Source organism: Ventrimonas faecis (assembly GCF_040096075.1).
Classification (GTDB): domain Bacteria; phylum Bacillota; class Clostridia; order Lachnospirales; family Lachnospiraceae; genus Brotaphodocola; species Brotaphodocola faecis.
On the sequence record NZ_JBBMFJ010000002.1, the window covers coordinates 111,909 to 126,592 of the forward strand.

Here is a 14,684-nt window from a genome sequence, read left to right on the forward strand (position 1 = left end):
TGATTAAGGCAGAACGATCTTGCGCTTTGCCTCGTCTTTGGCCGGCTTGTAAAGAACGATCTTCTTGCCGATAACCTGAACGACCTCGGAACGGGTGCGCTCAGCCAGTACTTCTGCGATGGAACGTCCGTCGTCCAGGCAGTTCTTTAAGACCGTGATCTTGATCAGCTCGCGGGCCTCCAGTGCCTCTGCAATGGCTGCAGTCAGCTCCGGAGTCACGCTGGACTTACCGATCTGGAAAATCGGGTCCATGGTCATAGCCAGTCCCTTTAAATAGGATCTCTGCTTGCTTGTCATGTTTTATCTCCTGTTATTTATAATAATCAAATGCAAGGCCGTACATGCGGACGGTATCGCCCTCTTTGATGCCAGCGGCCTCAAGCTCGTCTAAAATGCCATTCTCTTTTAAGAATTTCTGGAAGAACTGGAATCCCTTCTCAGACTCCAGGTTCGTGTAGCCCAGCATCTTCTCGATGCGCGGTCCCTCTACCACGAATTCACCATCCTCGTTCTGCTCTACCGTGTACGGCAGGTTGCGGTCACCGGCGTACTCGATCTCGAATTCCTTCTCGAAGATGACCGGGTCAAGATTGACGGTCTTAAGAAGCTCATATACTGCGTATAACAGCTCCTTCACGCCCTTACCGCTGACTGCGGAGATCGGGAATACCTTGATGCCCTCTGGCTCAAACTCCTGTTTCAGAATCTCTACCGGATCCTCGTCCTCAGAGTAAACAGCATCAATCTTGTTGGCTGCAATGACCATCGGACGCTTTAACAGCTCCGGATTGTATGCTTCCAGCTCTGCGTTGATGGCACGGATATCCGCAATCGGGTCACGTCCTTCGGTACCTGCGGCGTCTACCACATGGACCAGTACGCGGCAGCGCTCAATATGGCGCAGGAAATCATGGCCAAGGCCGATGCCCTGGGAAGCTCCCTCGATGAGGCCCGGAATATCTGCCATAACAAAGCCTGCTCCGCCGTCTAAGTCAACCACGCCCAGATGCGGGTTTAAGGTTGTGAAATGATAGTTTGCAATCTTCGGTTTTGCGTTGGAAACGCGGGAAAGAAGGGTGGATTTTCCTACGTTTGGGAAGCCGACCAGACCAACGTCCGCAATGACCTTTAATTCCAGCTGAACCCAGAGCTCATGGCCCTGCTGACCCGGCTGTGCGTACTTTGGTGCCTGCATGGTCGGGGTTGCAAAGTTCATATTGCCGAGGCCGCCCTTGCCGCCCCGTAAAATGGTTTCGCGTTTATTTTCACCGGACATATCCGCGATGACCTTGCCAGTCTCAAAGTCCTTGATGACGGTTCCCTCCGGAACTTTGATCACCAGGTTCTCTGCATTGGCACCGTGGCACCGCTTCTTGCCGCCTTGTTCTCCATCTCGTGCTACATATTTCCGAACGTGACGAAAATCTGTTAATGTATTTAAACCCGGATCCACCTCAAAAATGATGTCTCCGCCTTTTCCTCCATCACCGCCGTCAGGGCCGCCTGCCGGCACAAACAATTCTTTGCGGAAACTTACATGGCCGTCTCCGCCTTTTCCTGATTTGATAAAAATTTTTGCATTATCTGCAAACATGGATTCACCTAAATCCTTTCTGTATATCGGTGAACGCAAAAAAACACGTTCTTTTACGTCTCTGGCAAAAAAGGGCTTCATACTAGTTACCAGTATGAAGCCCTGTCAGTGTCATTATTCGTTGATTGTTCTCGGGTATACAGAAACCTGCTTTTTGTCTCTGCCCTTTCTCTCAAATCTTACAACGCCGTCTACAGTAGCGAATAAAGTATCATCGCCGCCGCGTCCTACGTTCAGACCCGGATGGATCTTAGTACCGCGCTGTCTGTAAAGAATGTTACCAGCTAATACGAACTGACCATCTGCTCTTTTAGCGCCAAGTCTCTTGGACTCGGAATCTCTACCGTTCTTGGTAGAACCTACACCTTTTTTATGAGCGAATAACTGAAGGTTCATCTTAAACATCTCTTACACCTCCTCAAATCGAATTTTTATATACGGTTCTCCGTATGTTTCCTCAATGTCCTCTAAGCCGAGTACAAGAGAATTCATAAGGAGTGCTGCTTCCGGACTAATCGTTCCGGTAAACCGGAAACGGAACATCCCGGACTGCTCGTCCTCATCTGCCTCAAACTGGTCTTCCGTGAAGTGTTCCACAGAGTTTGCCATGTTAAGGGTCAGGGCAGACACAGCTGCACAAACCAGCTCCTGTCCATCCTGATGGTCATCTGCATAACCAGCATGACCCAGAAAAGAAATTCCATGATAACGATGGTCGGAATCAACAGATACGGTTACGTTAATCATGATTAATTAAGCATTGATCTTGTCGATCTTGATCTCGGTAAAGAGCTGTCTGTGACCATTCTTTTTATGATAGCCAGATTTTCTCTTATACTTGTAAACGATCACCTTTTTTGCTTTTGCCTCTTTAACTACGGTTCCGGTAACAGTTGCACCTGCTACAGTCGGGCATCCGATGGATAACTCTCCGTTGTTAACTGCAAGAACCTGGTCAAACGTAACGGTTTCGCCAGCGTCTACACCAAGCTTTTCAACCTTAATGATATCGCCTTCTGCTACTTTGTACTGCTTACCACCTGTTGCAATAATCGCGTACATATGGCACCTCCTATTATCATTACTCGCCAGTTTCGGTGTCCGGATCCGATGGACTCGGAACTTTCAAACCTCGCTGTGCGGCACATACTCATGTATATTAGCATGAAACCATGCGGCTGTCAATCCTGTATTTCAACTTTTTTCAAAGTTTTTTGCCGCGCGGCTGCAGCCCTGAGTATGGGAAACGTACGTGGTGTCTGCTACTCTCTCATCCAGGTACGCGGGGCAAACAAAAGCAGCATCGGGAACAGCTCCAGGCGGCCTGCCAGCATGTCAAACATCAGGATATATTTGTTGAGGGGGCTGAAAATACCGAAGTTGCAGGTCGGCCCGACTTTGGAAAGTCCCGGACCGATGTTGTTTAAGGTTGCCGCTATAGCCGTAAAATTCGTGGTCAGATCAAAGTTGTCCAGGCTGATGAGCAGCAGGGACACTGTAAAGATCAGGATATAGGCTACCAGGTACGTATTGATGGAACGCAGCACATTGTGCTCAATGGCCTTTCCTTCATATTTTAGTACCTTGACATTTCGCGGGTGGATCAGGGAGGAGAGCTCCTTGTTCACAGTTTTCACGGCAATGGCAATACGTGATACCTTAATTCCGCCGCCTGTACTTCCGGCACAGGCACCGATAAACATCAGGCACACAAGGATTGTCCGGGAAAAGCCGGGCCACAGATCAAAGTCCGTGGTGGAATAACCGGTCGTGGTGATGATGGATCCGACCTGGAATGCCGCGTGCTTTAATGCAGTCAGGATATCCGGGAACATGCCGCGGATATTCCAGGTGATAAGCAGCGTGCTTACCAGGATGATCCCGAGATATCCTCTCATCTCCTCGCAGCGCAGGGCATCCTTCGGCTTGCGGATCAGAAACAGGTAATACACATTAAAATTCACACCGAACAGGATCATAAAAATGGTAAAGATCCACTGCTGCAGGGATGTGTAATCGCCGCAGCTGCTGTTGACGATGCCGAAGCCTCCGGTACCTGCGGTACCAAAGCTCATGGCCATGGAATCGAATAACGGCATGCCGGTAAACAGCAGCAGAATAATCTGTACGACGGTAATGAACAGATAGATCAGGTACAGAATCTTTGCTGTGGTGCGGACTCGCGGAACCAGCTTGCCCACAGAAGGCCCCGGGCTTTCCGCTCTCATAATGTGAATGTTGTAGCCTCCGGCCAGCGGAAGTACCGCCAGAATGAAGACCAGCACACCCATGCCGCCAATCCAGTGGGTGAAGCTTCGCCACATCAGCATGCAGCGGCTTAAGGCCTCCACATCTGACAGCACACTGGCTCCGGTGGTGGTAAAGCCGGAAATGACTTCAAACAGTGCGTCCTCCAGAAGCGGAATCTCTCCGCTTAAGAAAAACGGCAGCGCGCCGAAGAAACTTAACACGATCCAGCTAAGCGATACGGCCACGAATCCTTCTTTGGCGTAAAATACGGTACTCTTTAACTTTTTATGGGCCAGCAGCCATCCGCTGATGCCGCAAAACAGCGCCACACCCAGAAAATAGAAACCGCTGGGTTCCTGGTAAATCAGTGCCACTACACAGGGAAGGATCATTAAAATGCCTTCGATCCCGAGAACCCATCCCAGAAAATAAAATACAATTCCAATATTCATCGTTCACCCATCCCTCTACTTTAAGACATCCTTTAAATCCTTCAGTCCGGAATGCGTGGTAACCACGATTACGGTATCTCCCGGTTCGATGGTATCTTTACCGCGTGGGGTGATAATCTGTCCGCCGCGGTTGATGCAGGCGATCAGCAGGTTATCTTTAAAGGAAAGCTTTTCCAGCGGTATGCCAATGAGCGGCGCATCTTTTCCAACGCGGAACTCCAGCGCCTCCGCCTTGTTCTGCACGATCTTGTACAGGGTCTCGACATTGCTTCCCATGGAATTCTGCATGGCGCGGACATAACGGATGATGCCGTCTGCTGTGATCATCTTCGGATAAATGATGCTGCCGAGATTCATCTGCTGGATGATATTTTCAAAGGCAATACGGTTGATCTTGGTTACAAGCTTGGCTTTTGATACGCTGGCTGCATAGAGAGACAGCATGATATTTTCTTCATCAAAGCCGGTCAGCGCCGCAAAGGACTCGGTCTGGGTAATGCCCTCTTCCATCAGAAGCTGCTGGTCGGAACCATCTCCGTGAATGATCATGGCCTTTGGCAGCAGTTCACTCAGTTCATGGCAGCGGGCCAGATCCTGCTCGATAATTTTAATTTTGATGCCAGTGTCCTCTAACATTTTGGCCAGATAATAGCTGATCTTTCCACCGCCTACCAGCATAGCAGTCCGGACTGTGGTGTTGGAAATACCGACCTGCCGGAAAAATTCGGATGCCTGGGACGACGATGCAACAAAGGAAATTTTATCTCCTTTCTGCAGGCGGAAATTACCGCCAGGGATGATGACATCCGCACCGCGTTCTACAGCACAGATCAGGATGCTGCAGTGCAGACGCGGTCCCACCTCGTAAACCTGCATGTTGTCCAGCACGGAATTATCCGGAATGATAAACTTCATCAGCTCGACACGGCCCTTGGCAAAGGCATCGATCTTGATGACTGACGGGAATTTTAACAGTCTGGCAATCTCCGTGGCTGCAGCCAGCTCCGGGTTGATGGCCATGGAAAGGTTTAACTCCTCCCGGATATACTGTACCTCGTTGGCGTACTCCGGGTTTCGGATTCGCGCGATAGTATGGCAGTTACCTGCCTTTTTCGCGATCAGGCAGCAGAGCATATTTAACTCATCGGAGTTGGTGGTGGCAATCAAAAGATCCGTTTCTTTAATACCAGCCTCCATCTGCACCTGATAAATTGCGCCATTTCCTTCCACACCCATGACATCGATATTATCCGTAACGGAACGGAGCTTGGAGCCGTCCTTGTCGATGACGGTAATATCGTGTCCCTCATTATTCAGCTGTTCGGTCAGGGTAAGTCCTACCTTGCCGCAGCCCACAATGATAATCTTCATGTTACATCCCCTTTGCTTTCCCATCGTAATCTTGTCACAGATTTTTCTGAACCTGCGCGATCTGTTCCCAGAGAGGTCTTTTTTCTTTCTTGCGTGTCATTTCCACCAGATTCAGCGGTGTCATGTCAATGACGGTTGTTTTCACCGGATCCGGACGTACCGCCGCCCGTAAGGTATCCATAAGGAGCGTTTTGTCCTCTTCCGTGTCCATATCAATAAAATCCACCATAATGATGCCGGACAGATTGCGCAGTCTCAGCTGATGCGCGATTTCCTTTGCGGCCTCAAGATTGATGAGACGGATGGTGTCAGCGAGATTCTTCTTGCCGGAATACTTTCCGGTGTTGACGTCAATGACCACCATAGCCTCCGTGCACTCTATTATAAGATATCCGCCGGACTTTAGCCATACCCTTTTCTGACAAGATTGTTCCATCTCGTGATCCAGGGAGTAAAGCTTCGTCAGGCTTAAGAGCTTGTCCTCATAAAAACGCAGCCCGGTGGTCTCGAAAATATCTGAAACTTCAAAATATTCCTGTAGACGCGCGTAAAGATCCGGCTGGTCAGTCACCACTTCCTCCAGGCTTCCGGACGGGCTGTTTCTCAGGCTCTTAATATAATCCGGCTCTGCCTCGTGAAGCAGGCTGTAGCAGGTGCGGTATCGGGCGTTGTTCATGACTCGCTCATACTGTTCCAGTAACGCCGAAAGCTCCCGAAGGAGCTTTGTTTCCTGTCCATATGCGTTTGTGCGGATGATGATGCCGGTATCCTTACCCTCAAGAAGCACCTCGATCTGCGGGCGCATGGCTTCCTTCCACTCCCGGTCCTCAATCTTGGACGAAAATCCAATGATCCGTTTTCCGGTAGTCAGAACCGCATACTTACCGGAAAAATTCAGGTTTCCAGTAAGAACCGGATCCTTGGTCTTCACGGCATCCTTTGCCACCTGTACAATGATTTCATCGCCCTCTTTGAGTTTTCCCTCATGGCCGTCGGCAAACAGCGTGACCTTGTTATCCGTGAGGCTGTAATAGCCGGTGCGGCCTTCTGAGAAATCCACAAAAGCGGAATTTAAGTTTTTGACGATCTTTTTTACTTTTCCAATATAAATATTGCCCAGAATGGAGGCCGTGTCCACAAGTCCCAGCTCTATGGTTGCTTTCTCTGAAACCAGAGCGGTCAGGACGCGACTGTTCCATCGGGTGACGATCAATTTATTCAATGTCTTCTCCAAATGAATCCAGGGTTACAAATTCGTGTTCCTCTTCTGTTCCCTTGTCTGCGTATACTTCCAGGCGGGTCACCATCAGGGCAAACTCGCCCAGAGCCTCACCGCGGCTTTCTGCATAAGCACGAAGGACGGCATCCGGCTTTAAGTTTGCCGCGCTTCCGGTTGCAATCTGTAAAAAGATTACATGATCCGGGCGGGCTTCCATCTGGTAGATCTGCGGACGGATATTCACCTCGCGCTCTCCCTTTTTGGTCTTTTTTACGATGACGATTTCTTCCTGCTCCAGGAACGTCGGAATCCCGGCAAAGAATGCGTCCAGGTCAGCCGGTTCGTAGCCTTCCCGGAAGCGGACCTCATAATCGGCTGCAGCTACTAAAGACATGGCGTTTCCGGCGTCATCCGGAAGTGCTTTATAGGAAAGCGCCTCCATGCCCTCGACCATATTCTCATTGATGCGGCGAAGCATCTCTTTGGAAGAATCGGTGCTCAGCACTTCAATATCCACATACTCGCCGCGGCTTTCCAGTCCCACGCCCAGCGGTGCCGCAAAGGACATGATCTGATGCGGGCTGAAGCCCTCGCTGTAGCGGATGTCCACATCGGCCCGGCGCATGACCTTCTGGAAATAACGCATGATATCCAGATGGCCGATGAATTTCATGGTGCCTTCCTTGGCAAATTTAATTCTTATCTTCAAAGCAGACACCTCCTCCAAATTTTCTTGCGCCGCAGCCGGAACACTGCTGGCGGCAGTTCGGAGTTACCTTTTCACCGAGTGCAGTCAGCCACTCGCGTTTTAAGAACTCCTTAGTCACACCCGCGTCAATGAAATCCCACGGGAAGATCTCATCGAGGCTTCTTTCTCTTACGGTATAGAAATCCGGGTCAACGCCGCAGGTCTCAAAGGCCTGCATCCAAGTATCGTTGTTGAAATACTCGCCCCAGGAATCAAACATGGCACCGTTCTTGTATACCTCTTCCACGACAGAAGCCACCTTGCGGTCACCGCGGGCCAGAACACCCTCCAGCACCGTCAGGTCTGCCTCATGGTAGTTGTATTTTAAGCTCTTGCGATTTAACATTTCCTTGAACTTATCTTTTACGATGTAAGCGCGCTCCAGGAACTCTTCCTTGGTACACATCTGTGCCCACTGGAACGGGGTAAATGGCTTCGGCACAAAGAAGGAAGAACTTGCTACCACCTGCACCTTGCCGTTGCGCTGCTCCTTCGGAATCTCATCGTAGTAAAGCTCTGCTACCTTCTCGGATAACAGGGCAATGCCCTCCATATCCTCTCTGGTTTCGGTCGGAAGTCCCAGCATAAAGTAGAGCTTTACGCGGTTCCATCCGCCGTGAAAGGCCTCAGCAGCACCCTTTAAGATGATCTCCTCGGTCAGACCTTTGTTGATGACATCACGCATACGCTGGGTACCAGCCTCCGGCGCAAAGGTCAGGCTACTCTTCTTGATGTCCTGAACCTTGCTCATGACATCAAGGGAGAAAGCGTCAATTCGCAGGGACGGCAGGGAAATGTTTACGCCCTTGCCCTGGAACTCCTCGATCAGGAAGTTTACGATCTCTTTCAGATGGGTGTAGTCACTGGAACTTAAGGAGCTTAAGGAAATTTCCTCGTGTCCGGTGCTCTTTAACATCTTATACGCGTGATCCTTTAAAAACTCCAGGCTGCGTTCCCGGAGCGGACGGTAAATGTTGCCCGCCTGGCAGAAACGGCATCCGCGGATGCAGCCGCGCTGGATCTCCAGCACCACGCGGTCCTGGGTAACCTTTAAATAAGGAACAACCGGCTTCTCCAGATACGGAACATCGTTCATGTCCATAACCAGTTCCTTGGTAATGGTGGCCGGAATGCCCTCTTTGTTCGGAGTGAAGGAGGCAATGGTGCCATCCTCCTTGTAAGCCACATCGTAAAACATCGGCACATAGATGCCTGGAAGCTTGGCTGCTGCCTCCAGGAAATCCATTCTGCTGCCGCCATTTTTCTTGTTCTCTTTGTAAAGGTCAAAGAGCGCGTCGTACTGGGTCTCGCCTTCGCCGATGTAGAACATATCAAAAAATGTGGCCAGCGGCTCCGGGTTGTAGGCACACGGGCCTCCGCCAATAACAATCGGGTCTTCCCCGGTACGGTCTGCCGCATGCAGCGGAATGCCGCTTAAATCCAGCACCTGCAGGATGTTGGTGTAACACATCTCATACTGGATGGTAAAGCCCAGAAAGTCAAAATTCTTCACCGGATCCTGGGATTCCAGCGCAAACAGCGGGATATGCTGCTCCCGCATCACCTTGTCCAGGTCTGTCCACGGGGAAAACAGGCGCTCACACCAGACATCCTCCCGCTTGTTAAACATCGCGTACAGGATCTGCATGCCCAGGTGGGACATACCAATTTCGTAAACGTCCGGGAAACAAAAGGCATACCGAATGTCCACAAGGGACGAATCTTTCATGACCACGTTCATTTCATTACCCAGATACCGAGCAGGCTGCTGCACCGATAAGAGGATCTCATCACTCAATGCTAATTTTCTCATAAAACCTTATTTTACCTACATTTCTCACGTTTTTGTCGATGTGTTCATCGCTGTTTTTTTGGTTCTTTTTTGTTCTTTTTTAGTTCTTCTCCGTAAGTGCAAAAACACAAATTCTTGTCAAGTGTTTTTTTCTCACAGACAGTTTACATAATATTTTTCGCTCTTACGACAAAAAAATTGTTTCTGAAATACGCACAATTCGGATTTTCCATCATTTTACGGACAAATCCGTTCTAAATGTACAGATCAGACCGCATTATTATACGGTATTTCTCGCGTTTCCGCAACAGATTCTTTCCGGGAAGCGATTTTTCGAGCTTCTATCGTCGAACTTTTTATTAAGTTTTCCGAATATTCGTCAAATCCAGGAACCTCAAAAATCAGGAAAAGACGTTGTTTTGTCCTGCTGCCTTTTTCAAGCCCGGATATGTCTATGGGGCGTCCCGCTTGCGCAGTCACATGGAGCACCTTTTTATGATAATCCACATCCTGAAAACGCAGAGCGATCAATTCGCTGATCCGGCATCCGGTTGTACAGGCGATAAGGAGCGGGAGGTACAGACCAGGGTATTTGTTTTAAGTTTTCATTTCGCAAGCACCTCATACGCTTCCATATTTTTCTGAATCAATCGTTCTGATATAGAAAGGACATCTTCTGTAGACGCTACTTTCATTTGTTCTGCTTTGCTGAAATCAATAACCAGATATCGAGGAACATTATTCTTCAAAATCACAGCCGTTCCATGTTCGTCTACTACTCTAGCTACTTTAGAAAAATTCTGATTCGCTTCTGTGATAGAAATCATTGTGTTTGTATCGATTGTCATGATAAACACCTCTCTTTCATTTATATTGTATTACTATTCTAGGTGGAATACAACCTATTTATTTTCGCTTTTTTTGATTTCCGCAATGAAATATAAATCATCCGATTGTTGATAGCCGGATAAAAAATCGAGTATTCCGTATTTGACAGATCTTCACCAGCTTCCTTCCGGATCTTCAATGTTCCTCTTAACTTATTCGTATCATCGGTCGTACCTTCAGAAAGATCAATCACATAATATGCATGTACCGTCTCTTTGTCTTGTTGAGAAACTCTCGCGTCCAGAAATACCTTTTTCGTGTACTCGAAAATCTTCTTGGCTGTATCCGTTGTATTTGTAAACGTGATCACCTTGGCGTTATGGTATTTCTCTGCCATTTTATTGATAATATCATCTTTTCCGGAAAGGCACACATAGAAATAGCGGTTTACATAATAAATAACGCCATTGTATTCGGTGTTTCTAACTTTCGCATCACGTGTTACCTTGCCCTGCAATTTAATCCCGTTATCGGCGATCATGTTTTTAAATCTCTGCATATAATCTCCATCATTAGAGCCCTTTAACACAAGATCAAAGCTGACGGTTCCGTGAGCATTTTGAATACGGTCCGTATATACTTCTTCCAGGGTCTTTCCGTTTGCGTTGATTCCATTTGCGATATCCACGATCAGATTTGCATTGTCGGATTCCAGGCTGCTAATCAGAACATCCTTTAAGGATGTATAAGCAAGCGTGTAGGTACGGATGGTATACATCTGGCCATCCACACGTATTTTTTCCGTTTTTACATTGCAACGGTTGATTTCTTTCACGCCGGTTGCGTTCTTTACATCCTCGCCTACCATGATGGATTCATCGGTTCCCGCATAGACAACGGTTACTGTGGTTTCCTGTTTTCTGGCCTGTTCTATCAGGTAAGCAACTGCTTTTCCCCTTGATATGATAGCAGCCTGTCCGCTGGCTGTCAGTGCTTCCTGCAGTTTTTTGGCTGCTTCTTCATTGTTCAAAATAGTGGATGGATTCTTGATCAGGATCGTGTCATAAGTATCGTCACGGGTCGCTTCGTACTGTACATAATTGTATCCGGTTCCACCGACATGATCCTCCAGCCATGTCTTCGTCAGCCACTTGGTGTTAGTGTCTTTCGGAAAAGTCACGTATGCATATTTTCCGGACTCGAAACGGGACTGTAAGTAATTGACCATGCGATCTGTCATCTGTGCCGGGTCGGCAAAATAGTTACTTCCGCTATCCAGTTTTACTTCTACGTAAGACAGTTTGTGCAGATCATTGTATACCTGCAGTTTCGGGTGATCCATCAGCCAGATGCGGTAATGATCCCCGGTCATGCCGGTATCTGTCATGCCGGTCGCCAGAGCGTATTCCATGATCTGCCCATTATCGTACAGAGTGCTGCTTCACTTTGAACCAAACTTGTCCAATGTCTTAACTCACTTGGATTAGAATGATTGTCTCATGAATTAGCTGGAATGGAAAGACGGTGGGTTATTCAGCGCTTACCTTTTTTCTTCTTTGTTTTTCCTCTTCTCTCCTTTTTCGTTTTAGATTTTCTGGAAACCAACCTTTTTGTACGCGTTTTTCCTGTTCAAAAAGTTCTTTAATACTCCAGAGGCAGGTAACACCAAATACTGCTATAATACTTCCAACAACGATATTCTTGATCCATAAAGACAGTATCAGAAAAGACACACCCAAAATTAGGAATAGCGGCCAAACGCGTTTACTGAAATAATATTCTGTTTTAACCACAATTCCATGAAAACCTCCGATAACAAGAAACGTAAAAATTCCGACAAATAATCCTTCCAGATGCATATCTAATTATCTTCTCTTTCTTTGAAAATATATTATTAAAATGTAACTGTTCAGTAGGTCTGCGCATTCACTGCGATGACCGTATGAAAACATGGGCTTGCAGGCAAAAATCCCATTGCCGAAGGCAGTTTTCAATGGATTTTTGCCCGTAACTGTGAGGGTACTGAACAGTTACGAATTACGGAAATGACAAAACCTGAACTTACAAAGGGTCAAAGCCGTTTACCTGATCCACTTGAACAGACATCTTTCATTTTACAGACACATCACATAGAAATTATTCATTCTTATTTATATCCATTTACCCTTGCCTGAATTGTATCTAACGGCAAACTTTGGGGGCAGACTGATTTACAGGAAAGCGACTGCCCACAGTATGTAAAGAAATGTTTTCGATATTCCTGTTTCATTTCATTTCTGTGACCATCCCAATCATTCTGTTCAATTGCCCGATACGCTTCTACCATTGCAGAAGCCCCTGCAAATTCTTTCCCGGCCAGAAAATTAGGACAAACTTCAAGGCAGCAGCCACATTGCAGACATTGACCGGCTTTGTACTGTAGTTCCCGATCCCATAAATAATCGGAGGAATTTTTTTCACTTATCCACACTTTCATGTGTTTCATGGTATCAAAAATCGTGCTTCGATCAACGACAAGATCCTTAATAAGCGGGAATTTACGAAAAGGTTCCAGTAAGATCTTTCCATGCTTTACTGTCTTCTTTAAGAACACGCTGCACGCCAGCACAGGATAACCATTCACAAGCATCGCACAGGCACCGCACTTTTTTTCCAGGCAACCACATTCCCATGCAATACGATCTGCCTTTGCCTCTTTCTGATTTGTTTCTGTCAGCCAGTCAGCGATCGACAAATTTCCGTCTCCTGTATAGAGGAACTTCTGTATATATGGTTTTTCAGCTTTACTTTTTTGCCTTTTTACAGAAATTTCAATCGTCATTCTTATTCACCCGCCTTCTGAAAATGAATCTGAATCTTTCCAGTGACATATTCTGCGATCGTCTGCTTCTGATATTTCTCACATTCTGCCGGATAATCACTTCTGATATGTGATCCACGACTTTCCTTACGTTCCATTGCACACATCAACATTGCTTTTCCCAGCAGACAGCAGTCTGAAAGTGCCTGATTTTCCACTTCTTCTGCACTGCTGTCGTATTCCCTTTCTACTTTTTCCAACAGGTTATCTATATCTGCCAGTGTTTTCTTCAGTGTTTCCTCACAGCGTACGATTCCAAGCCCGTTTTTCATAATTTCCTGTAACTGCTTCCAGTTTTCAGCATAACTGCCTGCAGCATCTGCTCTTCTGCCCACAGCATCTGGCATCGGTTTCATGTTTTCCACGATACTCTCATCTTTCATTGCCGATTTTGCAGCAACACTTCCTCCATATAATGCTCCCAGAAGTGAATTTCCACCCAGACGATTTGCACCATGATACTGACATGCACATTCCCCGGCTGCATAAAGATTCCTCATAGATGTACGATGATCTGTATCCACCCAGATACCACCCATAAAATAATGGATTCCAGGCAATACCGGAATCGGTTCTTTTCTTGGATCAAGATCAAGAAAACGGATACAGTCGTCAATAACTCCTTTTAACCTCTTTTCATATACTTCTTTATCCAGATGACTCATATCAAGATAGATTTGTTTTCCCTGTTCCATGTGCATCCATTCTTCTCTTGCAATTACATCTCTCGGCATAAGATTACCTAATTCCGGATATTTTTCTTCCATAAAATAAACCGGTTTATTATTTTCCAGAACATACAGTCTGCCGCCTTCGCCTCGTACAGCCTCTGTAATCAGCATATTTTTTCCGTGAAGTTTTACAGTCGTCGGATGATACTGTATAAATTCTCCGTTTGCAAATCTTACCCCGGAAGCAAAAAGATTTGCTGACACAGCTCCTGTATTTCTGACAGAACCGGTAGCATTACCAAACATCCCATTCAGTCCGCCGGACGTAATCAGGACTTTTCCATAAAAATTCTTCTTTTCCTGTGTTATCGGATGAACTAATACACAACCATATGCCTGAGCACCGTCATACAGCAGTTTCAGAAATGACCATCCGGTGTAGCGTTCAATGATTTCCTCTGCTTCATATCTGCGAACCTGATCTATCAGAACATACATTAACTGTTTTCCCGTATTCGCAGCTGCAAAAAAAGTTCTTTTTACAGACTGCCCTCCAAATGCCCTGGCATCCGGTCTTTCATCTTCATTCAGCGTAAAAGACATTCCTTCCGAAAACAGTGTTTCAATGATCTGTGGTGCCGCTTCAGTCATCTGGGCCACCGCTTTTGGATCTGCTATGTATCTTCCCGCTTTCATAGTCTCTTCTGCATGAAATTTCGGTGAATCTTTTTCTGTATTGACTGCAGCATTAATACCACCTTCCGCCATTACTGACTGCGCCCGCTCCGAAGGCATATCGGATACCAGTATTGATTTTACTCCATTTTTTGCGAATTCCAGTGCTGCACTTAATCCTGCTGCACCAGTTCCTATAATAATCATTTTTTCTTCCATCATTT

At 47.0% G+C, this 14,684-nt stretch carries 16 protein-coding genes; all 16 read right to left on the reverse strand.

All coding sequences use genetic code 11. From position 1 onward, the window contains the following. Nucleotides 1-3 precede the first annotated feature (3 nt). Nucleotides 4-297 (reverse strand): ribosome assembly RNA-binding protein YhbY, encoded by a 294-nt coding sequence (gene yhbY, locus WMO41_RS01570; protein WP_118534197.1) that lies wholly within the window; start codon nucleotides 295-297, stop codon nucleotides 4-6. Between the two features lie 13 nt (nucleotides 298-310). Then, the gene (gene obgE / locus WMO41_RS01575) at nucleotides 311-1,594 is read right to left on the reverse strand and encodes a GTPase ObgE (protein WP_349228318.1); all 1,284 of its coding nucleotides are present in this window, start codon (nucleotides 1,592-1,594) and stop codon (nucleotides 311-313) included. 114 nt (nucleotides 1,595-1,708) lie between these two features. After that, nucleotides 1,709-1,999: a 50S ribosomal protein L27 gene (gene rpmA / locus WMO41_RS01580; RefSeq protein WP_118534195.1), complete on the reverse strand. Its 291-nt coding sequence runs from the start codon at nucleotides 1,997-1,999 to the stop codon at nucleotides 1,709-1,711. A 3-nt stretch (nucleotides 2,000-2,002) separates the two neighbouring features. Next, a complete protein-coding gene (locus tag WMO41_RS01585; protein ID WP_349228319.1) occupies nucleotides 2,003-2,341 on the reverse strand; it encodes a ribosomal-processing cysteine protease Prp in 339 nt (112 codons plus the stop codon). Between the two features lie 6 nt (nucleotides 2,342-2,347). Further along, nucleotides 2,348-2,656: a 50S ribosomal protein L21 gene (rplU, locus tag WMO41_RS01590; RefSeq protein ID WP_118534193.1), complete on the reverse strand. Its 309-nt coding sequence runs from the start codon at nucleotides 2,654-2,656 to the stop codon at nucleotides 2,348-2,350. A 200-nt stretch (nucleotides 2,657-2,856) separates the two neighbouring features. Next, on the reverse strand, nucleotides 2,857-4,296 hold the full coding sequence (locus tag WMO41_RS01595) for a TrkH family potassium uptake protein (RefSeq protein WP_349228320.1): 1,440 nt from the start codon (nucleotides 4,294-4,296) through the stop codon (nucleotides 2,857-2,859). Nucleotides 4,297-4,311: 15 nt separating this feature from the next. Then, nucleotides 4,312-5,667: a Trk system potassium transporter TrkA gene (gene trkA, locus WMO41_RS01600; RefSeq protein ID WP_349228321.1), complete on the reverse strand. Its 1,356-nt coding sequence runs from the start codon at nucleotides 5,665-5,667 to the stop codon at nucleotides 4,312-4,314. Nucleotides 5,668-5,701: 34 nt separating this feature from the next. After that, nucleotides 5,702-6,889, reverse strand: coding sequence for a ribonuclease E/G (locus WMO41_RS01605; protein WP_494338413.1), 1,188 nt, complete (start codon nucleotides 6,887-6,889; stop codon nucleotides 5,702-5,704). After that, nucleotides 6,882-7,595, reverse strand: a complete 714-nt coding sequence (locus tag WMO41_RS01610; protein WP_177291598.1) for a TIGR03936 family radical SAM-associated protein — start codon at nucleotides 7,593-7,595, stop codon at nucleotides 6,882-6,884. Before WMO41_RS01610 ends, WMO41_RS01605 begins: the two co-directional genes overlap by 8 nt. Then, entirely contained in the window at nucleotides 7,579-9,447 is a 1,869-nt protein-coding gene (locus WMO41_RS01615) for a TIGR03960 family B12-binding radical SAM protein (protein ID WP_349228324.1), read from the reverse strand. The genes WMO41_RS01610 and WMO41_RS01615 overlap by 17 nt, the downstream gene beginning before the upstream one ends. Nucleotides 9,448-9,693: 246 nt before the next feature. After that, nucleotides 9,694-9,933, reverse strand: a complete 240-nt coding sequence (locus WMO41_RS01620; protein ID WP_349228325.1) for a hypothetical protein — start codon at nucleotides 9,931-9,933, stop codon at nucleotides 9,694-9,696. Nucleotides 9,934-10,031: 98 nt separating this feature from the next. Then, entirely contained in the window at nucleotides 10,032-10,274 is a 243-nt protein-coding gene (locus WMO41_RS01625; protein ID WP_349228326.1) for a type II toxin-antitoxin system Phd/YefM family antitoxin, read from the reverse strand. 38 nt (nucleotides 10,275-10,312) lie between these two features. After that, nucleotides 10,313-11,665 (reverse strand): hypothetical protein, encoded by a 1,353-nt coding sequence (locus WMO41_RS01630; RefSeq protein ID WP_349228327.1) that lies wholly within the window; start codon nucleotides 11,663-11,665, stop codon nucleotides 10,313-10,315. A gap of 118 nt (nucleotides 11,666-11,783) precedes the next feature. After that, nucleotides 11,784-12,113, reverse strand: a complete 330-nt coding sequence (locus tag WMO41_RS01635; RefSeq protein ID WP_349228328.1) for a DUF4491 family protein — start codon at nucleotides 12,111-12,113, stop codon at nucleotides 11,784-11,786. A gap of 287 nt (nucleotides 12,114-12,400) precedes the next feature. Continuing rightward, entirely contained in the window at nucleotides 12,401-13,075 is a 675-nt protein-coding gene (locus WMO41_RS01640; RefSeq protein WP_349228329.1) for a 2Fe-2S iron-sulfur cluster-binding protein, read from the reverse strand. 2 nt (nucleotides 13,076-13,077) lie between these two features. Then, nucleotides 13,078-14,682, reverse strand: coding sequence for an FAD-binding protein (locus tag WMO41_RS01645; protein ID WP_349228330.1), 1,605 nt, complete (start codon nucleotides 14,680-14,682; stop codon nucleotides 13,078-13,080). Between the last annotated feature and the right edge of the window lie 2 nt (nucleotides 14,683-14,684).

Coding starts and splice junctions, on each gene's coding strand:
- yhbY (WP_118534197.1), bottom strand. CDS start 297: ATGACAAGCAAGCAGAGATCCTATTTAAAGGGACTGGCTATGACCATG.
- obgE (WP_349228318.1), bottom strand. CDS start 1,594: ATGTTTGCAGATAATGCAAAAATTTTTATCAAATCAGGAAAAGGCGGA.
- rpmA (WP_118534195.1), bottom strand. CDS start 1,999: ATGTTTAAGATGAACCTTCAGTTATTCGCTCATAAAAAAGGTGTAGGT.
- WMO41_RS01585 (WP_349228319.1), bottom strand. CDS start 2,341: ATGATTAACGTAACCGTATCTGTTGATTCCGACCATCGTTATCATGGA.
- rplU (WP_118534193.1), bottom strand. CDS start 2,656: ATGTACGCGATTATTGCAACAGGTGGTAAGCAGTACAAAGTAGCAGAA.
- WMO41_RS01595 (WP_349228320.1), bottom strand. CDS start 4,296: ATGAATATTGGAATTGTATTTTATTTTCTGGGATGGGTTCTCGGGATC.
- trkA (WP_349228321.1), bottom strand. CDS start 5,667: ATGAAGATTATCATTGTGGGCTGCGGCAAGGTAGGACTTACCCTGACC.
- WMO41_RS01615 (WP_349228324.1), bottom strand. CDS start 9,447: ATGAGAAAATTAGCATTGAGTGATGAGATCCTCTTATCGGTGCAGCAG.
- WMO41_RS01625 (WP_349228326.1), bottom strand. CDS start 10,274: ATGACAATCGATACAAACACAATGATTTCTATCACAGAAGCGAATCAG.
- WMO41_RS01630 (WP_349228327.1), bottom strand. CDS start 11,665: ATGGAATACGCTCTGGCGACCGGCATGACAGATACCGGCATGACCGGG.
- WMO41_RS01635 (WP_349228328.1), bottom strand. CDS start 12,113: ATGCATCTGGAAGGATTATTTGTCGGAATTTTTACGTTTCTTGTTATC.
- WMO41_RS01640 (WP_349228329.1), bottom strand. CDS start 13,075: ATGACGATTGAAATTTCTGTAAAAAGGCAAAAAAGTAAAGCTGAAAAA.
- WMO41_RS01645 (WP_349228330.1), bottom strand. CDS start 14,682: ATGATGGAAGAAAAAATGATTATTATAGGAACTGGTGCAGCAGGATTA.